Origin of the sequence: Pseudoalteromonas sp. MMG005 (assembly GCF_018101015.1) — a bacterium.
Lineage (GTDB): Bacteria > Pseudomonadota > Gammaproteobacteria > Enterobacterales > Alteromonadaceae > Pseudoalteromonas > Pseudoalteromonas aurantia.
Genome location: NZ_JAGJEK010000011.1, coordinates 156,907 through 178,031 on the forward strand (window position 1 = coordinate 156,907; position 21,125 = coordinate 178,031).

Annotated in this window: 17 protein-coding genes and 1 tRNA gene; 10 read left to right on the plus strand and 8 right to left on the minus strand. The window is 39.3% G+C overall.

Translation table 11 applies throughout. From position 1 onward, the window contains the following. Positions 1–104 precede the first annotated feature (104 nt). From J8M01_RS10550 to recD, 4 genes are all read left to right on the plus strand, one after another. Positions 105–1,130, plus strand: coding sequence for a GGDEF domain-containing protein (locus J8M01_RS10550; protein ID WP_211057938.1), 1,026 nt, complete (start codon positions 105–107; stop codon positions 1,128–1,130). Positions 1,131–1,238: 108 nt separating this feature from the next. Then, complete coding sequence (gene recC, locus J8M01_RS10555; RefSeq protein ID WP_211057939.1) at positions 1,239–4,496, plus strand: exodeoxyribonuclease V subunit gamma; 3,258 nt, start codon at positions 1,239–1,241, stop codon at positions 4,494–4,496. After that, complete coding sequence (recB, locus tag J8M01_RS10560; RefSeq protein WP_211057940.1) at positions 4,483–8,016, plus strand: exodeoxyribonuclease V subunit beta; 3,534 nt, start codon at positions 4,483–4,485, stop codon at positions 8,014–8,016. Before recC ends, recB begins: the two co-directional genes overlap by 14 nt. A 47-nt stretch (positions 8,017–8,063) precedes the next feature. Next, entirely contained in the window at positions 8,064–9,929 is a 1,866-nt protein-coding gene (recD, locus tag J8M01_RS10565) for an exodeoxyribonuclease V subunit alpha (protein WP_247671100.1), read from the plus strand. Between the two features lie 190 nt (positions 9,930–10,119). On the opposite strand, the gene J8M01_RS10570 is transcribed toward recD, so the two are convergent. Further along, positions 10,120–11,415 (minus strand): amidohydrolase, encoded by a 1,296-nt coding sequence (locus tag J8M01_RS10570; protein WP_211057942.1) that lies wholly within the window; start codon positions 11,413–11,415, stop codon positions 10,120–10,122. Between the two features lie 162 nt (positions 11,416–11,577). Here J8M01_RS10570 and J8M01_RS10575 point away from each other — a divergent pair, with 162 nt between their 5' ends. Continuing rightward, complete coding sequence (locus J8M01_RS10575) at positions 11,578–12,096, plus strand: Mpo1-like protein (protein ID WP_211050382.1); 519 nt, start codon at positions 11,578–11,580, stop codon at positions 12,094–12,096. A gap of 30 nt (positions 12,097–12,126) precedes the next feature. On the opposite strand, the gene J8M01_RS10580 is transcribed toward J8M01_RS10575, so the two are convergent. Beyond that, positions 12,127–13,083 carry an FHA domain-containing protein gene (locus J8M01_RS10580; RefSeq protein ID WP_192507007.1) on the minus strand — a complete coding sequence of 319 codons (957 nt, stop codon included), beginning with the start codon at positions 13,081–13,083 and terminating at the stop codon, positions 12,127–12,129. A gap of 411 nt (positions 13,084–13,494) precedes the next feature. Here J8M01_RS10580 and J8M01_RS10585 point away from each other — a divergent pair, with 411 nt between their 5' ends. Then, positions 13,495–14,085, plus strand: a complete 591-nt coding sequence (locus J8M01_RS10585; RefSeq protein WP_211057943.1) for a CBS domain-containing protein — start codon at positions 13,495–13,497, stop codon at positions 14,083–14,085. A 37-nt stretch (positions 14,086–14,122) separates the two neighbouring features. Here the strand turns inward: J8M01_RS10585 and J8M01_RS10590 are convergent, their stop codons facing one another. After that, complete coding sequence (locus J8M01_RS10590) at positions 14,123–15,037, minus strand: M14 family metallocarboxypeptidase (protein WP_211057944.1); 915 nt, start codon at positions 15,035–15,037, stop codon at positions 14,123–14,125. 66 nt (positions 15,038–15,103) lie between these two features. Next, positions 15,104–15,514 carry a hypothetical protein gene (locus J8M01_RS10595; RefSeq protein ID WP_211057945.1) on the minus strand — a complete coding sequence of 137 codons (411 nt, stop codon included), beginning with the start codon at positions 15,512–15,514 and terminating at the stop codon, positions 15,104–15,106. A 500-nt stretch (positions 15,515–16,014) separates the two neighbouring features. Between J8M01_RS10595 and J8M01_RS10600 the strand changes: the two genes are divergently transcribed. Further along, the gene (locus tag J8M01_RS10600) at positions 16,015–16,407 is read left to right on the plus strand and encodes a hypothetical protein (protein WP_192507011.1); all 393 of its coding nucleotides are present in this window, start codon (positions 16,015–16,017) and stop codon (positions 16,405–16,407) included. A 42-nt stretch (positions 16,408–16,449) separates the two neighbouring features. Here the strand turns inward: J8M01_RS10600 and J8M01_RS10605 are convergent, their stop codons facing one another. Next, a complete protein-coding gene (locus J8M01_RS10605) occupies positions 16,450–16,764 on the minus strand; it encodes a cupin domain-containing protein (protein ID WP_192507012.1) in 315 nt (104 codons plus the stop codon). Positions 16,765–16,960: 196 nt separating this feature from the next. On the opposite strand from J8M01_RS10605, the gene J8M01_RS10610 reads away from it, so the two are divergent. Next, positions 16,961–17,137 (plus strand): hypothetical protein, encoded by a 177-nt coding sequence (locus J8M01_RS10610; RefSeq protein ID WP_211057946.1) that lies wholly within the window; start codon positions 16,961–16,963, stop codon positions 17,135–17,137. Beyond that, the gene (locus J8M01_RS10615) at positions 17,121–17,723 is read left to right on the plus strand and encodes a hypothetical protein (RefSeq protein ID WP_192507014.1); all 603 of its coding nucleotides are present in this window, start codon (positions 17,121–17,123) and stop codon (positions 17,721–17,723) included. Before J8M01_RS10610 ends, J8M01_RS10615 begins: the two co-directional genes overlap by 17 nt. 63 nt (positions 17,724–17,786) lie before the next feature. Here J8M01_RS10615 and J8M01_RS10620 read toward each other — a convergent pair whose 3' ends face one another. After that, the gene (locus J8M01_RS10620) at positions 17,787–17,945 is read right to left on the minus strand and encodes a hypothetical protein (protein WP_192507015.1); all 159 of its coding nucleotides are present in this window, start codon (positions 17,943–17,945) and stop codon (positions 17,787–17,789) included. A gap of 427 nt (positions 17,946–18,372) precedes the next feature. Here J8M01_RS10620 and J8M01_RS10625 point away from each other — a divergent pair, with 427 nt between their 5' ends. Further along, positions 18,373–18,783 (plus strand): hypothetical protein, encoded by a 411-nt coding sequence (locus J8M01_RS10625; RefSeq protein ID WP_247671090.1) that lies wholly within the window; start codon positions 18,373–18,375, stop codon positions 18,781–18,783. A gap of 634 nt (positions 18,784–19,417) precedes the next feature. Here the strand turns inward: J8M01_RS10625 and J8M01_RS10630 are convergent. Together J8M01_RS10630 and J8M01_RS10635 are read right to left on the minus strand one after the other, a co-directional pair. Next, positions 19,418–19,494, minus strand: a tRNA-Pro gene (locus J8M01_RS10630). 118 nt (positions 19,495–19,612) lie between these two features. Then, on the minus strand, positions 19,613–21,031 hold the full coding sequence (locus tag J8M01_RS10635) for an alanine/glycine:cation symporter family protein (RefSeq protein WP_211057947.1): 1,419 nt from the start codon (positions 21,029–21,031) through the stop codon (positions 19,613–19,615). Positions 21,032–21,125 lie beyond the last annotated feature (94 nt).

The window sequence follows — 21,125 nt, forward strand, 5'->3', positions numbered from 1 at the left end:
TTGTGGTTTACCATAAAAAAGTATTGCATGTGGTTGGCGGGTTGTTTATAACTTACACAAACGGTACTGTTTACCAGTGCTAATCGTATTTTAGCAGGCAGTATATGCAAGAAGAATTACTTAATTCGGTGATTAAAATCACCAAAACAAGAGACGTCGACTCTTTGGAATATAGCCTCATTTCGACGATTCAAGAGTTTATCGGTTGCCAAGAAGTTGCTGTGTACAAAGATCTTCAGATACAAGGTGAATTAGCAATTGAAAGAAGCCTATCACTCAGAGTATTGACAGATAGAGAGTATGAATGGGACGAACGCGAAGTGGTACGTTCCCCTGACCCCGAGCTGGTGTCGTGTCTGCAGTCTGCGTGTATCATTACGGTACAATCGACAGACGGCGTTGAACGTCGTTGGTTACCCATTACGTTATTGGAAAAACCCATTGGTGCGATTGCCATTATTAGTAATGGTTTAAAAAGTTCAGATCAAGTACTTTTGAATGCATTTTGCCGCATATTTGAAAATTATTTGACCATTTTACATGAAAATGAAAGGGATAAATTAACTGGCTTATTGAATAGGCAAACGTTTGAGAAAAAGCTCAAGCAATTAATGGAAAAGCAAGTTATTAAACAGCATAAGACGGTGTGGCAAAGTGACTTGCGAAATCAACATCAAGGGGCTACTTCTTGGCTTGCAATGGTAGATATTGATCACTTTAAAAAGGTAAATGATAACTACGGCCATGTATGCGGGGATGAAGTGTTGTTACTGTTAGCACAAAAAATGCGCCAGTTTTTTCGTTCTAGTGATTTGTTGTTTCGATTTGGTGGTGAAGAGTTTGTGATGGTGTTTGAGCCGACAGATTATGAGTCTATCAATAAAAAGCTTAGTGAGTTTATGGAAGTGGTGCGCAGCACGCACTTTCCATTTGTAAAAAAGTTGACAATAAGTGTTGGTATGTCGCGTATTAGCCCCTATGATTTTCCAATAACCGTGCTAGAAAATGCGGATAAAGCACTGTATTACGCGAAAGAAAATGGACGCGATAAGTTATGCTTTTATGAAGAACTGATCGCAAATAAGCTTATTGAAACACATCAAGAAGGCAGTGATATAGACTTGTTCTAGAGCTATCTAAGCGCTTATAAATAACATAAACTGTGCCAAATGAATAAACAAATATAGCTGCTTGATATTGCATCGTTAATGCAGCTTATGATTTAGGTTTGGCACACAATGTTGCATGTAATTCAATCAAACCGTATGGAAGCGCTGCAAACGCAATTCCATACGGTACTTAAAACAGCACCTCTGAGTTCTCCGTTTAAAAAAGAGATTGTGTTAGTGCAGTCACCAGGTATGTCTCAATGGCTTAAAATTGGCATGAGTCAGGCGTTGGGGGTGGCTGCGCAGATCGACTTTCCATTACCTTCGAGTTTTATTTGGCAGCTGTATCAACAATTTTTACCGAATGTGCCAAGCGAGTCACCCTATAACAAATTAAATATGACGTGGAAACTCGTCACTATTTTACCGGCATGCCTGCCTGATACGCGTTATCAAGAGTTATCACAATATTTAGAAGATGATGAACATGGCCTAAAATTATTTTCCTTGTGTGAAAAAATCGCCGATGTTTATGACCAATATTTAATGTATCGGCCGCAATGGCTTAGCACTTGGGACTCAGGCGTGGATACATTGATAGATGTAGACGTCAATATTGCATTATGGCAGCCAGATTTATGGCGTCGTTTAGTGAGTCATACCAAAAGCTTACAACAAAGTGACTACCATCGCGCGAATATGCATACTCAGCTTGTGGCTGCACTAGCTAGTGCTAAACCAGAAGATTTACCGGAAAGGATCAGTATTTTTGGCCTTTCTGCAATGGCAACCAGTCAGTTAGAAATTTTTCAGGCGCTAGCAACTAAAACAACGATTTTGTTATTTTTCTTTAACCCCAGTGAGCACTATTGGGGAGATTTGGTCGATGAGAAAACACAAGCGAAAATTGAGGCGAAATATGCTAAAAAGCCAGAAGTAGACGCACAGCAAGGTGAGTATTACTTTATCGGTAACCCACTATTATCTTCATGGGGAAAGTTAGGACGAGATTATTTTGAACAACTTATACAATTAGACGCGCAGTGGCTTGATGGGTTTGTGGATGATTTTGATGAAACATTACTGGGTAAAGTCCAAGGTGAAGTGTACCAACTGGCTTTTAAAGGAGAGTCGTTGACTGATGATAAAGCGTGGTTTATTAATGACGAAGGTAAATTGCCCATTGCAATTGATGATCGCTCTATTTTATTACAAAATTGCCATACTCCGCTGAGAGAGGTCGAATGTTTGCATGATCACCTGCTCAGGTTGTTTGAACAAGATCCCGTATTATCACCCAAAGATATTATAGTTATGATGCCGGATGTCGGTACCTATAGTCCTTACATCGAAGCGGTATTTGGCGGGGCTGGTGGTGAGCGATTTATTCCTTACGCTTTGGCTGATTTAGCTATTGAACAAGAAAAGCCTATTTTGAGCTCGTTCATTACGCTGGTTAATTTACCATTTAGCCGTTTTGGCGTGTCAGACATCATCGATTTATTGGCCGTCACTCCGATAGCAGAACAGTTTGGTCTTGAAAATAGTGAATTTGACCAACTTAAGTATTGGTTAGATCAAGTGGGTGTTAAGTGGGGGCTCGATGCGGACCACAAGCAAGAGCATGAATTGCCTGCAATGGTGTTAAATACTTGGCAACATGGGCTGCATCGTTTATTACTCGGAATAACTAGTGCAGATGAACACGCTGAATTTAATCATATTTTTCCAGCTGATCAAGTTGAAGGCATGGCGGTTAATACACTCAGTAAATTAATTCATTTTGTTGAAAGTTTATCGAAGTATAAAGAACTCTTGTCACAACGCACCCGATTGAACAGTAAAGCGCAAGTGTTGCGAGATATGGTCACGGAATTTTATCATCAGGAAGCTGAACAAAGTTGGGACTTACTCACACTTGAAAAGGTGATTGATGATTTGGGTAAACATGATGATAATCTTGATATGCAAGACACTGTTTCTGCCCAAGTGATCAGTTACTTGGTCAAGCAGGGGGTACAAGAGAAGGGCGTTGGTCAACGATTTTTAGTGGGGCCAGTTAATTTTTGTACCCTAATGCCAATGCGCGCAGTACCTTTCAAAGTCGTGTGTTTATTGGGCCTTACTGACGCAGATTACCCTCGCTCAGTACAGCCTATTGGATTTGACCTTGTACCTTATTCACATCGTCAAAAAGGAGATCGTTCACGTAAGTTAGACGATCGTTATTTGTTTTTAGAAGCCTTATTAAGTGCGAGAGAATCGTTATATTTAAGCTATGTTGGCCGGTCATGTTTTAATAATGAGCCACAAATGCCATCGGTATTAGTCAGTGAGCTATTTGAGTATTTAGATCGGAGCTTTTGCTATGAAGATAATACGACAAAGCCGTCACAACATTTGCTATATAAATCGCCACTGCAACCTTTTCATCCAAGTTATTATTGCAATGATAACCCATTGCAAAGCTATAACCCTGTCTGGTTGGTCAATCAAGAACCTTTGTCTAAACAGGTGCCAGAACCGCTCAATATTGCTGTGCAAGGTGAAGTTGAATTGCTTCAATTTTTACGCACTGTTATGAATCCGCAAGAAGCATTTTATCAGCAAAGTTTGGGTCTTCGATTACCCCAGCTTATGATGCAAGATAAGGATGAAGAGCCCTTTTTACTTGACACCTTAAACCGGTATTATTATCTGGATGAGTTGTTAGCTTTGTCATTGGCAGAGCAAACAATTAATGATAAGCAATTATTACAGCGCGGTAATCTACCACAGGCGCATGTAGGGGCAATTCAATTAGAGCAGTTGAATCGACGAATTGCGCCCATGGTTAATCAAATTAAACCTTTATTAAAAGACCACAGAGCGCCTGTAGAGGTAAAACTCACGATATCAAATTGTATTTTATTAGGCTGGTTGGATGCTTTGTATGGCAACAAGCAGGTGTTTTATCGCAGCGCGAGTATCAAAGCGAAAGATAAGATCCGAGGCTTTTTAATGCACTGTATTGCGCAGTGTCAAGGTGAAGCGGTGAGCACATATATTTACGGGTTAGATGAGCAAGTTGTATTTTCTCCAATAAAGGAAGAAGTCGCTTATAACTATGTACAACAGTGGTTTGATTTTTATCAGCATGCTTTAACTGAACCCGTGCCATTTTTTCCTAATTCTGGATATGAATTTGTGAGTTCGAAAGACATACATAAAGCGGTTAATAAATTTGCTGGTGGGCAGTATGTTGGTTTTGGTGAATGTGAGAACCCATATGTAGCGCTGAACTTTTCAAATTTATTTGATGTAGAAGTAGAGTTTAGTCAATTGAGTCAGCAATTGCTGAGCGCAATTATTGAACTTGCACAGGAGAAAAAGTATGAAGATACTTAATCCTCAAACGATGCCATTATTTGGACAGAGTTTAATTGAAGCGAGTGCTGGCACCGGAAAAACGTATACCATAACGGGGTTATATTTACGCTGTTTGCTCGGGCTACAAACAGAACATACGCAAATGGCGTTAAGTGTTGATCAAATTTTGGTTGTGACTTTCACCGAAGCAGCAACACAAGAAATTAAAGAGCGTGTGCGTAATCGTATTATTACCGCCCGTGATGCATTGTTAGGTGCTCCCTGTGAAGATGAGTTGATAACAGCAATACTTGCACAAGTGAGTGATCAGCATGCAGCTTTTGCATTGTTAGATGCCGCGGCTAAATCTATGGATGAAGCGGCTATATTCACTATTCATGGTTTTTGCCAACGCATGTTGAAGCAACATGCTTTTGAGTCTAAAGTCGCATTTAATCTTGAATTCATTTTAGATGAATCTGAATTGATTATTGAGGCGGTAAAGGACTATTGGCGAGGGTTTGTTTATCCATTAGATAAAGACACCACATCTGCGGTGTTAGAGCACTTTTCAAGCCCCCATGCTTTGGTCTCTAAAGTAATGAAAATACTGAACAAGGGAAGCGCAAGTGTTACGCCTGAATTCGATTTACAAGCGGTACTTAATTGTCGTAAGGACTATCAATCACGGGCAGTTTCTTTTAAGAAAAAGTTATTGACGAGTGATTTTTTTAGTGTACTAACTGGTTCTGATTTAGCAAAAAATAAAGCCCCTGGCCGGGCTGCAAATATCAATGCATTACGAGATTATTGTGATAATGAGTCGTGGTATTTTGAATTCGGCACAGCGAAGCATTCATTTAATTTGTGGGCCGAAGAGACATTACAAGACTCGCAGTATTACAAAAAAAATGGTCAGTTAATCAATCATTCAATGTTGACTGAGTTTAGTCGCATGGCTCGGTTACATACGCAATTAAGTCAAGGGTTACCTTTGGCAATATTACAACATGCTAGTAAAGCGGTGAAAGAGTTACTTCGTGCGCATAAACTAAAGCATGGTTTAATTACGCCAGATGACTTATTGAGTAATTTATACGATGCGTTGTTGGCAGAGCAAGGAGACATATTACGCACTAAAATTGCAACCTTATATCCGGTCTCTATGATTGATGAGTTTCAAGATACTGACCCCACGCAATATGGTATTTTCAATCGTATTTACCAAGATCAAGATAACACCACGTTGACCATGATAGGAGATCCTAAACAAGCGATTTATGGTTTCAGGGGCGCAGATATATTCACTTATATGGCGGCAAAAGAACGGATCAGTGAGCAAGCAAAATATACCCTCTCTACGAACTACCGATCTGCACAAGGCGTGGTTACCGCGATTAATGGTATTTTTTCCGCCCATGAGCATAGTTTTATTTTTAATCAATCCATTCCATTTGTGAAAGTTGCCGCAAAGGGAAAGAGTGAGTCAAATCGTTTAATGGTGTTGGGGAAAGCGCACAATGCGCTGACGTTTAGTGTCTTAAAAGACGACAGCGCGACGACCAGCAAAGCGGTTGCTTTAAAGTCGCTAAGTTCTATATTTGCTAAAAAAATCACGTTGCTACTAACCCAAGCAGCACAGGGGGAGGCTAATATTGGTGATGTCGCGGTTAAAGCAAGTGATATTTGTATACTGGTACGAGATAGAGCTGAAGCGAGTATTATCAAATCGGCCTTGCAACACCATGCTATCGCCAGTGTGTATTTAGCGAGAGACAGTATTTTTAAACAACCCATTGCTTTAGCGCTCTTACAGTTTTTAACCGTGTTACATGGTAGCTACGATGAAGCTGCGTTACGAGGGGTATTAGCAAGCCCACTGTTTTCCTTACATCATCAGGAGATTTATGAACTCCGTGAGCAAGAAACTGCATGGCAATGTTATTTAGATCAGTTTGCCCAGTTACAGCGAATTTGGCATAAGCAGGGGGCAATGGCAATGTTAGAGCAGCTGCTTATGGATAATCAACTGCCTAGATTGTGGAAAAGTAATGACTACCTCGTTGAGCGGTGGCTAACAGATTATCGTCATCTATCGGAATTGTTGCAGCAAAAGCAAATTGAATTAGACGGCACATTGCGTGTATTACGTTGGTTTTCAGCACAATGTAGCGACGCACAACAAGACGCTGCACAAGTTAGACTAGAAAGTGATGCTGACTTAGTGAAAATTGTCACTATGCATGCGTCGAAAGGGTTGGAATACCCCATCGTGTATATGCCTTTTGCAACCACATACAGAGAGGCTAGCGATGTGGTTTATCATGACAATCAAAAGCTTGTATACAGTGTATTACCTGACGATGAGCAACGCGCCCTGGCCGAAAAAGAACGTCTTGCTGAAGATATACGTTTACTTTATGTTGCTGTTACACGTGCAATACATCATTGTGATATTGGCTTGTTTAATATTGCAGCCGGGCGGACCAAAAAACCAGGCATAAATCACACTGGGCTCGGTTTTGTATTGTTTGGTACACAGCCATTTGTAAACGCTCAGCAGTGGCACGAGCAATTAGTGCAGTTTTGTACAGCACATCCAGATATGGCATGTGATTTTATTGATGATACAGAGGATATTGAAAAAATAGGCGTTCAGGTTGAACAGCACAACGCGCTACATGTTAAAAACGTAAAAACCAAAATAGACAGGCAATGGCGAGCGACCAGTTTTAGTCAACTAAGCTATCAAGCACACAATGATGAGCGGCCATTAGGCGCGTTAGATGAGAATCATCAGCTTGATTTACCTGAGCAACACTCAATGATTGAAGCGTCTGCCTATAGCTTTCCCAAAGGTGCCAAACCCGGTAGTTGTTTGCATGAAATTTTTGAGTTGATTGATTTTACACAGCCAGAGTCGCCTTCGAATTCTGCTCAAATCTCCTTATCAGACGCAGTGGAACAAAGCTTATTGAAGTATAGAATCGATGAACAGTGGCAAAAAACAACGGAGCAATGGATCTCTGCATGTTTAGAATGCACATTAAATGAAGAAACGAATCTTAACTTAGCCGCTTTGACTCCTGCGGATTGTTTGGTGGAAATGGAGTTTTATTTACCTCTGGCCCCACTGAATGCTCCAATGCTTAATAAATTACTGTTAGAAATAACAGGGCAAAGCAGTCATTTACAGTTTGAACAGGTTAAAGGCTTACTCAAAGGGTTTATTGATTTAATATTTATCCATAATGGGCAGTATTTTATATTGGACTATAAATCGAATTACTTGGGAGATAGTGCTTTAGATTATCAAAAAGACAACTTACGCTCCGCAATGGACGCGCATCAATATCACTTACAGTATCTTATTTATTCTGTTGCATTACATCGGCTGTTACAACAGCGTCTTCCAGATTATGACCCTAATGTGCATTTAGGTGGTGTGTATTATTTATTTTTAAGGGCTTTACCAGATGCGTCGGGCGTATTCTTTAATAAATTAACGATACCGCAATTAATGTCATTAGATGCATTGTTTTCTGAAGGAACTTTGTGATGAGCCAGTTAGACTTATTTTCCGCAGGTGGCGAGCCTGAATGTGTTATGGACCATGGTCTCTATCTGAACTATTTAATTGCACAGGGGCGAATTCGCCATAGTGATATTGCACTCGCAAAGCTACTGAATAAAAACGAGACAAATGATATTTTTTATTTGATTTTATTGTTACTGCAGGCAGAGCAAAATCAGCACAGTTGTTTGGCATTTACAGATATTGATTGGAATAACCCTTTTTCTCTCGTGATGGAGCTCATGGATGAAACAATACCAATGACCCCATGGGCGTGCTCTACAGGAACGAAAATATGGCAAGGTTTAGTAAATCACCATGCTGTTGGAGAAGGCAAACCATTACAATTGTTCGCACAACGATTGTATTTGAGCCGGTTGGCAAATTATGAAGTGACTTTAGCTGAGCGCTTTAAGCAAATGCAAGCTCAGAAAATTTCAGTAGACTCTAGCCGATTAACAGCACTATTAACTGACTATTTTGGGGTGACAAACTTATCAACAGGTGAAGTGGATTGGCAAAAAGTAGCCTGCGCGATGGCTGCTACACAAGGTTTTTGTGTATTAACCGGGGGACCTGGTACAGGTAAAACAACCACAGTTACTAAGTTACTAGCGATTTTACAGTCACTATACCACCAAGCACCCTTAACAATTAAGCTGGTTGCGCCAACTGGAAAAGCTGCCGCGCGTTTAAGTGAGTCAATACTAGGCGCTAAAGCAAAACTGAACTTGATGCCTGAGGTGAGTAACTTGATCCCAGAGCATGCGCAAACAATTCATCGGTTATTGGGTGTTATTCCAAATAGTAATCGCTACCGGTTTAACGCAGATAATCAATTGCACTTAGATGTTTTGATTGTGGATGAAGCATCGATGGTTGATTTGTCTTTGCTGGCTAAATTGGTTCGAGCAATCCCTGCACATGCACGACTCATTTTACTGGGCGATAAGGACCAGCTAACGTCAGTGGATACGGGAAGCGTGCTAAGTGATTTGTGCCAAGGGCTTACACTGGGGGACCAGCCACCTTATAGTGAATCATTGACTGCTCAGTTAAATGAGTTGTGCTTTGAGGGGCAAACGTATTTACATCCACGAGAGAGTGAATTTTGCTTGGCCGATAGTATTGCATTTTTACAAACAAGCCATCGATTCGATAGTCATAGCGGCATTGGTCAGCTCGCGTTTTCGGTGAACAATAATAGTCGGGCGCAATTGTCGCATACTATAGAGCAAGGGTATCAAGATTTAGCACTGTTTGATTTAAACACGCACGAATATACGGCATTAATCATACGTGCAGCAATGCAATATCGAACATACTTAGAACTCATGCATCAAGGTGCCAGCCCTGTGGATATTCACCATGCGTTTGGTCAGTATCAATTACTAGCAGCTGTAAAGGAAGGGCCATATGGCGTTAAAACATTAAATAAGCGTATAGAGCAACAGCTATCCTCTCAAGGTCTTATTAATCCTAGCGGCCGTTATTATGCTGGTTTACCGATAATGATTACAAAAAATGATTACCAGCTAAAATTGTTTAACGGAGATATTGGAATTTTACTACCCGATGAGGAAGGGCAATTGAAAGCGGTTTTTATTGACGAACAAGGCGAGCATCGTTCATTTTATCCTGCGAGGTTACCGAATCATAGTAGTGTATTTGTGATGACGATACATAAATCTCAAGGGTCTGAATTTAGCCATACAGCCATGATATTACCGCCAAAGCAACGGGCCTCTAGAGGTATAAATCGGCAGCTTGTTTATACTGGAATAACGCGTGCAAAGCATAAGTTTGAGTTGATTGCTCAGCCAAAGGTGCTGCATATGGCAATGACTAAGTCTGTTTCTCGGTGTTCGGGTTTACGTGAGAGGTTGCTAACTCGTTAAATTAATGATGCAAACTTGTTTTTTTTGATGTGTGTTCTACATTTAACGGTAAGTCACTGTGACGAATTAGATTATGCAATGAGTGTTTATTTGAACCCCTTGCCCCCGGATCCACTGCCCAGTGGTTTTATAATTACCGCCATGCTCTAGTTGTGCGTGGCGGTATTTTTCTGTATTTATTGTATCGGCATCAATAGCGTGAATTATTTTTTAAATAGTCAGTTGCTAAATTAGTTAAAGATTCAACGCCTATGGAGAGTGCTTTTTCGTCAATATAAAAGTGCGGAGAATGGTTACTTGCAGAGAGCGTGGGGTCTTGTTCTTCAGGGGTTATTCCCAAGAAAAAGAATAACCCAGCGGTTTCTAATGCATAGTAAGAAAAATCTTCAGCACCGGTAATTAAATCCATTTCGATGACATTTTTGTCACCGACGGCTTTTTGTAATGTCGGTAACATCTGTGCTGTGAGTTTTGGGTCGTTAATTGTTACGGGGTAGCCATGGTCGATATGTGTATGAGCGACAGCACCCGCAGATTCAGCGACTAACCGAGCAGTATTCGTCAATCGCTTTTTAATGTCTTTACGCATGCCCTGGTCAAAGCTGCGAATGGTGCCGACCAGCTCAACATGATCAGGAATAATATTAGAGCGGATCCCTCCATTAATGGCGCCGAATGAAATAACAGAAGGCGCTTTGGTAACATTGATTTGTCTTGACGCAATCGTTTGAGTCGCCATGATTATTTGCGCAGAGGTTACAATAGGATCAACCCCATTCCATGGGCGAGAGCCGTGTGTTTGTATTCCTTGTACTTTAATTGTGAATGAGTCTTCACTGGCCATGAGAGGGCCACTTCGGTAGCCAATTGTGCCGGTATTTAGTCTATTCGTGACATGAAGGCCAAATATAGCATCCGGTTTATTTTCAGCGAAAATGCCTTCTTTGAGCATGAGCTCTGCACCACCTTCTTCGTCGCCAGGAGCACCTTCCTCTGCGGGTTGGAATATAAACATAACAGAACCAGACAGGTGATCTTTTTGCGCAGCTAACCGGCTGGCTACACCCATTAAAATAGCGACATGTGCATCATGACCACATGCATGCATAACCCCCACTGTTTGCCCACGGTATTGTGTCGTTTGTTTTGATGCAAAAGGGAGCATCACAAGCTCGGTAATGGGTAAGGCATCCATATCGGCTCGTAGCGCAATAAGTGGCCCTTTATTTTTACCGTGTAGGATCGCAGTAACACCGGTGTGTGCAATATTGGTTTTGACTTCTAAGCCTAGGTTTCTTAGATGGTCTTCAATGTACTTGGCGGTTTTATACTCACGATTACTCAGTTCTGGGTATTGATGTAGATGACGACGCCATGTGATGACATCATTATTAATCTTTTCTATTGATTTAAGCTCACTCGCGTGTGTTGTGTTAATGAAACCTGTTAACAGGGCTAAGAAAATGACCGTTAATAATGACCACATATAAATATTCCTATTGTTATTCTTGTCATTTTAAATACGAAACTTTTATTAATTTACAGTGAGTTGAGCGTAATTCAAGTAATTTGCGTTAAAGCCACAATTGACAAATTCAACGATGTATGGTTTAACGAATTAAAGTATTAACTCAAAAGCACAATAACAATGAAAACTCTTTTAGAACATCTAAGCCAGTATGCACACTACCATCGTGATGTGAGAAATATAGCGACCCACTTTGTGGGGGTGCCTTTAATTGTATTGGCGGTTATTTGGCTATTATATGTTCCCATTTTATCCTTGCAAAGCATAGTGTTAACACCTGCTTTGTGTATCTCTATCATAGTGAGTCTTTTTTATTTAAAACTAAATATCGTACTCGGCATTATCATGTCTGCTTTATTGTTCTGTGGGTATATTGTCGCAGAGTATTACTTTTATCTATTAAGTGACGGTCTATTTTTGTTTTATACTTTAGGTTTTCTATTTTTTATTGTTGGTTGGGGGATTCAATTTGTTGGTCATTACTTTGAAGGTAAAAAGCCTGCTTTTGTAGATGATTTAATGGGGTTAGTAATAGGACCTTTATTTGTTGTTGTGGAAATGCTCTTTAAATTAGGCTTATTTAAAGAGCTTGAAAAAGAAATAATATCAATTTCAGGCCCTTACCGAGGAGGCTCATAAGCTTATGCACTATTTAGTGCATATTGAATTTTAAATGGTGATGCGAGTTTCTAATTTACGGCCTTTGATGATCGTAATATCTTGGCTATTTAAGCGAACTCGCCCATTACTTGTTTCAATTAAATACGCAAGCTCTGGGTTTACCTCACCACCGGCATCACAGAGCTGCTTTCTTGCTCTATGTACCATGATATTCATATGATTCATTTGCACACCAAGTGCTTTGACTAATTCTTCACGGTATAGCCAACCCTGTTCATCCAAGTCGTTACCGGCACGTTTGTCTTGTATCCGTGTTCTAGCAAGTAATAGCAGTAAATAGTGATGGGTACGAGTGCCCAAATCAACACTCTCACCACTTAGTTCTACAGAAAGTTGTGTACTTTCCTCATCTTGACTGACGTTGAAGGTTAAGCCACAAGGTTTGACTGTGGGTTGATTATCAAGATGCTTCGTCATAGCGGCCGTACTAGCTGAATAAAAGAGCCATTGATCGTTAAAGGCGCTTACTAAGCCACCATCAATTAATGCTTGGCGATCATTGGTATTCAGATCTTCTAAAAACCAATAATTTAATACATTGTCAAAATAGATAATATGTGTAGGGTCGTCCGAATTAGGCAGTAACGCCTGGTCTTTTACCTCAATGACCTGTTTGCTATTGGTTTGTGACACTAAGTATTGGCAATCATCGCTGAGATTGGCCACAACATATGAGTTTTGTCCTTGTGCTGCAAAGTCAATTTTGTCATTTTCACATAGCTGATAAGGTAGGTTTTTATCTACTTTTTTGTCATTAATCCATATACCATTGGTACTTACATCTCGAATGAGCCACTTCCCTTGTGCTAACTCAATTATTGCATGATGTCGAGAAACACCAGGTTGGTCAATTAACGTATCAACATTAAACTTGTAGCGTCCAATTGTGTGGTAGCTTTTCAGGTATATCTTTTCTAATTTGTGTTCATCTATGAGGTAAGCCATTCATATTCCTTAAATGTTCGTCTACACCACGTTTATTCGGACTATAAGTTAATTTGATATTCTACAATATTTTTCATTTAAAAACATATTAGTAGAGTCCCTTAGGTGATTTTAAAAAAGACCCACATTGAACGTGGGTCCCATCATTGAGGGAAGCTGCTAATTAATCTCTGAGTTAACAGTGGTTAATGAGCATGTTCGCGGTAAAAATCATAATACTGAATTGCATTGTTTTTTTACCAATCGAATTTGGGCATAAATTCGATTGAACGATCATGATTTTAGAATGTTTTTTATTACTTTGCTATTACACAAGATTACACCGTTTAAATATTGCTCTCCTTGCACTATTGCTGCTGGTGAACCATATTTTTAAGAGCGTTGTTTAATGTGAAAATAAAAGAGGTTTTTATGGGTGTGTATAATAAATTAGAGACCGTAAAGCTTGAAGGAAAATATCTATTTTGTGATCAGTTTGATTCTCAGCGTTTAGAGTTGTCAAGCAGTGCGGTTAAAGTGATCACTGACTTCACGCGTAGAGTACCTCAGGTCGTACTTAAAGATGTGGATATTGATCATGCTCTGTATATGATGGTAAATGGCCATGTCCGCTCGAAATTAGTTGTAGATCATGATGATACATTTTTAGGAGTAATTAATTCCAAAGATTTGACAGGAAGAAAAGTGCTCAGTGTTGCCCAACAGCGAAACCAAGCTAGAAGTGATTTAACCGTTGAGGATTTGATGACGCAAAAATCAGATTTACAAGCAATGTCGTACTCAATGGTGCAAACTGCAAAAATTGGTGATGTAATAGAAACATTAAAAGAGTTAGGTCATCAACATGTGCTGTTAGTGGATGAGGAAGGAGGGTTACGGGGGATGATTTCCGCCAGTGACATTGCGAGATCGCTGCATATTCCGATTAACATTTTACAAAAAGCGCATTCATTCAAAGATATATTCTCGATAATCTATGCTCATCAAGAAATGATCGCTTAGATTCAGGCTGGAAATCCAACCTAAATCAGCAAGTAGATTAACGTAGATTAACTAAGTAATTCAGTGCACCTTTTATTGCAGCTACTTGTCCATCAATACACGATTGGGGTGTTGCTTTCAGGCTATCTGGGTATGCTTCGGTGGTTGTCACATAGGGGGCATCTGTGACACCCATACACAATCCAAGTTTGGTACCGTCGTAGTTGATAACACCTTCTTGCTCAATAGGCACGCCAATTAGCTGTTTATTTTCATCCGCAGGTGCAATATGCGTTACTTTAGCAACTTCATCAATGATGGATTTTTGAAAGTTGGGTTCTGGTTTTTGAGTGTGACCAACTAAATAAAATCCATCAGGAATATTCCAATTGTGATTTGTTATACCATCTCGAGCAGCTAAAGCAGGGCGAAATTCGGAGTTATCTGTATCTGTTGTTTCGTGCAAGTCGATATGGCAAATAATATTATTTTGAAATTGTGCTAGGTAGTCAGCTGCCAGCTTTGATTCTTGTGCAGGGCTGCCATTAAAAAATGATCTATTAGGGTCTATCGCGTCTGGGTTCCAACGATTAATTGTTTCGTAACCCCAAGGGCTTAGACAGGGGAGGACAATGAGGTTAAATGTTTCACTATAATGATTACCGTACTGTTCCAGAAACTCTAGCGCACCGTGCACACCACTGGTTTCATAGCCATGGACACCACCGGTGATTAAAATGATTTTTTTGTCTGTAGCCCAGTTTGGTGATTGAATAGCAAATAGGTCAAATACACGGTGTTCGTAGGATAACGAACCGTATTGTGACACGTTAAATCTAGCGCTTAATTCTGATACTTTGGTAACAACATCTGCATCGTAGCTGCGTTTCATGGATTGCGCTTGTAACCACGACTGCTTTTCTGAAGTGCCCCAAGGAGTGCCGACTGTGCCAATAGAATAAGGTTGTGACATGTGATGTCTCTTTAAAGTTATTATTGTGACTGATCCTATTGGCTTTATCGTGCTTAGGCAAATAATCTAGGCTAAATAACCAAGTTGTTTTAATTTGATTTTTTGATTTTTCGCAGGTTTAAACCCTAATAAGTAAATAGACTTATTATCTGTAGATACTTTGGTTACTTTAATCCCCAATCTGGTTTTTACTTTAACATGTGTAATTGTTTCAGATGGAATATATCGTTGAGCGCCAAAGATGTTTACATAGGACAAACCATTATTGCAAAAAAGAACGTGCCTTTGGCCTGTTATTGCTAAAGTGAAATTGATAGTAGCGATCATTATTACGATAATAGAAAGTGCCATTTGTCCTTTGAATAAAAGGCTTAATGTACCACCTAATAAGTTTAACGATATGATATATATTGAAAAAGCAAGAGTACCTACGATGCAATAGAATGCGAAATTCACTTGTAATTTGAGTTCTTTCATTGAACACTTATTCCTATTTTAATGGGCCTTTTTGTTGAGGTTGTGCAAGATATTGAAACAAAATGGATGAAATATGAAGTTAGTAAAAAATAGTGAGATTTTAATTGGGGGGGAATTTAGCGATATTTTTAAGTATAAAACAAAGGGCTTGGTTTTATTTTAAAATTATAGACATTAATCTTAGCTAAGATATGTTGCATTTAATGAATAAACATTTGTTCTGTTAATGAATTTCATTAAAAGAACAAGTATTTAACATGAATTTAAACTAAAATGACAAATAATTAAGAGTGATAATTTGTTATAAGAAACTCATATTATGAATTTATTACAGTATATAGTTGTATTATATGAGTTTTATTTGATGAATCTGAATTTATGTGCTGTATAAAAATTAATTGACGTTGCTATTTTTCAAACATGAAATAATCAAACGTGACAAGCTTCTCACTTTCAAATAAGGTAAAGAGGTATCAACGACCTTATAGAAAGGAAATCAAATGAAATTTGAGCAGCTATTAAGTCATTTTGACAGTGGTATTTGTGTAGAGCAATTGCAGAAAGAGTCTTTATTGGATTTGGCGTTACTCTTTGTGGGAGTTGACGGCGTTATTTCCGACACCGAACTCGCAGTGGTTAGAAAATGGGCAGAAACATTAAGTTGGAACTCATCTGTAAAACTTGATAACTATATTGTAGATATGACCGGAAAGTGTATTTTAGCGGTTAAAAATGATGATATCGAGGCATTTATTCAACATAGAATGAAGCACATCGTTGACAAACCAATGCGTGAGCTTGCTGTTAAGCTTGCCCATAAAGTCATTGCTGCAGATGGAAAAATAGATAGCAATGAATTGGCGGCAATGTCTCTACTTGAAGAGCAAGTTTAAACTATGGGTACGAATTAAGTTAGAGTTGTGATTGTTTACATGTCAAGCGTAGAAAACAGCAAGCCAAACTGTTGCTTGGTTTAGTGCTGTATGGCTTACTTTGTGTTTTGTATGTGCTGGAATATTTAGGTAGTCGCCCTTGTTTAAGGTGACAGACTGTCCACACTCGAATTCAATTGTGCCAGAACCTTCTAGCACCATGACCCATTCATGTTCAGTTTGATTGTACCAGCCACTATTGGGCGACGTTTGCCCAAAAGATACGATACGTTCGATACGGGTCTGTTTTGTCGCAATGAGCTCTTCAAAGTGCTCTTTGGTTGTGTTGATAGGTAACTGAGATAATAAGTTGTTCATAATATATGTTGCGTAACACCTGACGAATACTAGATAAAATATCAATACATGCGTAAGAATTCCAATATAAGTTGGGAATTTGTGAGAAAGAGCGCGTAATTCGCTTCTTGTGCTAGATTTAAACAAAGTGTGACTTTACCTTGAGTATCGAGGTATTGATTTGTTACTATGTTGCTAGGTTTTATTGGGGGGTGCTATGAATAGTATAATTAATAATAATATCATTACGAGTCGGTTTGTTCGTGTAAATGGTGTAATGAAAAAAGTTCGTATTAATGGCGCTGATGATGCGTTTGTAGCTGCTTTGAAAGTAAGGAATGGTCGCAAGAAGCAAATAGAGCAGGAGCTTTTAGTACATGGTCTCACAGGCTAATACCACCTCCCACCCACAATACAATCCGATATTTGAAAAGTTAGTGATTAGTACCAATGAAGATTCGAAATATCGACTTATTGGAATGCTGGCTTATGCAGACTACAAACTAGAAAAATACCAATGGAAAGAGCATTACCGACAAGTCCATAATGATACCAGTGTGCCCCCTGAAATGGTGGCAAATTTCCTACTCAATTATCATGACGCCAAACTAAAAAAATTGGTAAATGATGCGGAGGCAACCTTTTTATCATTTGCAGAGCACTACGCAGAGCAGCGTATCGCTGACTTATATAATGAGTTGAAGGATGATGTTGTTTCTAAAACAGTAAAAAAAGAAAGCCAATTGATCCAAGATACAATCAAGGAAAGTACTGATGGCTGGTTTTCGGTGGTATTAAAGGGAGCATTAGGCTCGGCGCTCTTTGCTATGTCGATCTTTATTTTTTCAGTATTGTTTTCAGTTGCCAAACCGAGTTCTAACTATGGCAAACTCATTCAGTTTATGATTGGTGGTGAAGAGTACGTTATTTTACCAATGAATGATTGTCGATTAACTGACTCAAGTAAGACATGCCCCTAGAGGCCCAAAACAGATTCAAAATAGTACAGCATAACTAAATATACTGTACGTTAGTTTTAATTATTAGCACTCACATGCCCAAAATGGCCCGCCCGTTTCAGATACGGGAGGTCGACATGCACGACGACTTGCACCACCAGCAATCTGTGGTGTAGCGTCGTTTGGTAGACTATTTTTTGTTGATAAGTTTTTTAGTGGTGCTTTTTTTAAATTAAGTTTCATATCATTTCCTTGAAAAATTTTATTAGTCTTATTTATTTCATACAGTTGAAATATTCAACTGTAATAGTATTGATATCAGCTTAAAAAGCATTATTCAAGCTATTTCATTAAATATACAGACCAAAAAATTCGCTTACTGATCTATATATTCATTGTGAATAAGTACTTACTAGGGCTGTGTGTATTGCAAATGCGGACTAAGATTTTCAGTTTATGGATAATACTCATTAAGAAAGATTTAATACTAATGTAAGATCCAGAATGAATTTTTTAAATATAAAGTAATTTTAAATATTTAGTGTACGTATAACCTTATCGTGTATTTCACAGCTTACACGTTTCTATTTCATACCAAGTTTTGTTAAACGAAAGCGCTACATTATTTAGGCGCCGTTACTATGAGAACGGCAGCCATGCAGGTTTTATAATGTGGCTAACAGATGCAACGGTAGATGAAAAAGACGTAACAACATTAAGAAAGGCACTTAAAGATAGTAAGGGCTCTGGTAACTTTAGAAATCTGTTTTTACACTCACCTGGGGGAGATAAAGACGGTATGAAGTTAATACCCGTGTCTGAAGTGGCAGCTAAGGATGAATTCTTAACAATTAAAAATGTGAGCCGTGATGATCAGTTGGGCTCTCATAGAGTACCACCGCAATTGATGGGGATTGTGCCTGGTAATGTTGGCGGGTTTGGTGACGCAGCAAAAGCAGCTGAAGTATTCGACGCCAATGAAATGGAGTGTATTAGATTGTCGCTGTTATCAATAAACGATTGGGCTGGTGAAGAGATCATACGATTTAGAGATTATAAGTTGGCAACCAATGCTGAATAACTGATAAGGATCCAGTAAGCAAGCATGACCACCTACGGGTGGTTTTTTTGTGTCTGTAATCTAATGGGGTTCTCACCCAGCGCGCGCCGTTATACCCACGCCACGCCTGCGCGCTTTATGCGTTGAAAATAATGCAGTTACGCAAGTCCTCAATTATAAGCAATAGCTGGTGCTGTCGACCGGTATTGATGGCCAATTAGCAACGCAAAAAAACGCAAAAGTAAGAAGCCTATGCAACAAGCAAAAGCGAGATGGTTCTTCCAGTGAACAGGGTAGGGCTTCGGAAAAAGATAACATTGGTTATGTGGTGGTTTTGTAAGATTTAGCATTAATGTTACCTTTTTTGCTTTCAAGAAAGGCATTAAAAATCATAGCTTTATAAATGAATTTTGAAAAAGGTTACCAATGTTACCTTTTTCCGAAGCCCCCCCTGACTCATAGCGCTATATATAAGCATAGAGTAGAAACGTATTTTCACTGCTGGTAACTTAATTGCTTTGGAGTCTGTTGGCACAACCTGACTGCTGTGTATATTGAAGTGTTTTATGACTGAGGTTTTGCAGTTATTTTGCACAAGGTGTAAATTAGGAAGCTTTAAAAGTGACTTAAGCGTTTGAATTGAGGAAGAAAAGATTGGTCGGTATGGCAGGATTTGAACCTGCGACCCCTGACACCCCATGACAGTGCGCTACCAAGCTGCGCCACATACCGACTTGCGTTTAACTATACTTATAAAAATTTAAAAGGCAATAAGTAACTGGTTTGTTTGAACATTAATTGACCTTTATAGAAGTAATTGCCTGTTTAGCAGACAATTACTCGATAAGCTTTACTTTTTCCAAATACCTTTAGGCAGTGTTTTCTCCATTTCAGGATGGTTGTCAGGGTTAAAAACGGGGGTTATTCCAGCTTTTAACTGACTGCAATAGTCTTTATATAGCCAAATTACAAATCCAGAGAGCATAAACAAAGCAACGACGTTTACAATTGCCATCATCCCCATCGAAATGTCTGCCATAGTCCAGATTAAACCGAGCTCACCTACTGCACCGAACATCACCATGGCTAAAACGCAGGCTCTGAAAATCAACATGCTATGTTTATACTTGGTATTTAAAAACATTAAGTTGGTTTCTGCATAAGAATAGTTGGCAACGATAGAAGTAAAAGCAAAAAACAAAATAGCGATAGCGATGAAGATGGCACCCCATTCACCAACGTGTTGAACTAAAGCAGCTTGCGTTAATGCAATACCAGTAACGCCTGAGTCGGGTACCAATTGGTTTGACAGTAGAATAAGGGCTGCAGTAGCGGAACAGATGATGATTGTATCAACAAATACACCTAGCATTTGCACATAACCTTGAGAGGCTGGGTGGTTTGGGTTTGGTGATGCAGTTGCCGCTGCATTTGCTGCACTACCCATACCGGCTTCATTTGAGAATAGGCCTCGTTTGATCCCTTGGATCATCGCTTGCATTACTGCATAACCAATAGCACCGGCGCCGGCTTGTTCGAACCCTAATGCACTATATATGATCTGTTTAAATACAGCGGGTAATAAATCATAATTAATGAAGCAAACGTAAAGGGCTACGAGTAAGTATGCCAAAGCCATAAGTGGTACAACAAGTTCGGCGAAACGCGAGATAGTTTTTAAGCCACCGAAAATGATAAAGGCAGAGCCAATAACTAACAGTACACCAACTATATGCCTAGGGATGTCAAATGCGACTTCGAATGCGGCGGCTATTGAGTTTGCTTGTACAGCATTAAAGACTAAACCAAAAGCTAAGATTAAGCATAAAGAAAAAACAACGCCCATCCACCGTTTACCTAAACCATACTCCATATAATAAGCTGGGCCACCTCGAAAGTTACCGTCGCTGTCTTTTGTTTTATATAGTTGGGCAAGGGTACTTTCTGCAAAACTGGTTGCCATACCTATTAATGCTATTAGCCACATCCAGAAAATAGCACCGGCGCCGCCTAAATAAAGTGCAACGGCTACACCTGCCATATTGCCTGTTCCAACGCGAGCAGCTAATGAGGTACAAAACGCTTGGAAAGATGAAATACCTTCACCAGCTCCCGTACGGCTATTTGCCATGACTTTGACCATATAAGGAAATTGACGAAATTGGATAAACCCTAAACGAAAGGTAAAGAACAAACCTGCTGCTATTAATAGGTATATAAGCACATGACCCCAAAGCAACCCACTAATAAAGTTTAATACATCAGCCATAAAACAAAGCCTACTTTTATATGAACGAATAAATCAGGGGGCGTAATCTAGCACATTCTTTAATTAAAGTCGTATCAAGCGAGGTCAAACCTCA

Excerpts from the sequence above, each read along its gene's own strand:
- J8M01_RS10605 (WP_192507012.1), bottom strand. The coding sequence starts at position 16,764 with ATGAACAACTTATTATCTCAGTTACCTATCAACACAACCAAAGAGCAC.
- J8M01_RS10590 (WP_211057944.1), bottom strand. The coding sequence starts at position 15,037 with ATGTCACAACCTTATTCTATTGGCACAGTCGGCACTCCTTGGGGCACT.
- J8M01_RS10585 (WP_211057943.1), top strand. The coding sequence starts at position 13,495 with ATGGGTGTGTATAATAAATTAGAGACCGTAAAGCTTGAAGGAAAATAT.
- J8M01_RS10615 (WP_192507014.1), top strand. The coding sequence starts at position 17,121 with ATGGTCTCACAGGCTAATACCACCTCCCACCCACAATACAATCCGATA.
- J8M01_RS10625 (WP_247671090.1), top strand. The coding sequence starts at position 18,373 with ATGTGGCTAACAGATGCAACGGTAGATGAAAAAGACGTAACAACATTA.
- J8M01_RS10635 (WP_211057947.1), bottom strand. The coding sequence starts at position 21,031 with ATGGCTGATGTATTAAACTTTATTAGTGGGTTGCTTTGGGGTCATGTG.
- J8M01_RS10550 (WP_211057938.1), top strand. The coding sequence starts at position 105 with ATGCAAGAAGAATTACTTAATTCGGTGATTAAAATCACCAAAACAAGA.
- J8M01_RS10610 (WP_211057946.1), top strand. The coding sequence starts at position 16,961 with ATGAATAGTATAATTAATAATAATATCATTACGAGTCGGTTTGTTCGT.
- recB (WP_211057940.1), top strand. The coding sequence starts at position 4,483 with ATGAAGATACTTAATCCTCAAACGATGCCATTATTTGGACAGAGTTTA.
- recD (WP_247671100.1), top strand. The coding sequence starts at position 8,064 with ATGGACCATGGTCTCTATCTGAACTATTTAATTGCACAGGGGCGAATT.
- J8M01_RS10575 (WP_211050382.1), top strand. The coding sequence starts at position 11,578 with ATGAAAACTCTTTTAGAACATCTAAGCCAGTATGCACACTACCATCGT.
- J8M01_RS10570 (WP_211057942.1), bottom strand. The coding sequence starts at position 11,415 with ATGTGGTCATTATTAACGGTCATTTTCTTAGCCCTGTTAACAGGTTTC.
- J8M01_RS10595 (WP_211057945.1), bottom strand. The coding sequence starts at position 15,514 with ATGAAAGAACTCAAATTACAAGTGAATTTCGCATTCTATTGCATCGTA.
- J8M01_RS10600 (WP_192507011.1), top strand. The coding sequence starts at position 16,015 with ATGAAATTTGAGCAGCTATTAAGTCATTTTGACAGTGGTATTTGTGTA.
- J8M01_RS10580 (WP_192507007.1), bottom strand. The coding sequence starts at position 13,083 with ATGGCTTACCTCATAGATGAACACAAATTAGAAAAGATATACCTGAAA.
- recC (WP_211057939.1), top strand. The coding sequence starts at position 1,239 with ATGTTGCATGTAATTCAATCAAACCGTATGGAAGCGCTGCAAACGCAA.
- J8M01_RS10620 (WP_192507015.1), bottom strand. The coding sequence starts at position 17,945 with ATGAAACTTAATTTAAAAAAAGCACCACTAAAAAACTTATCAACAAAA.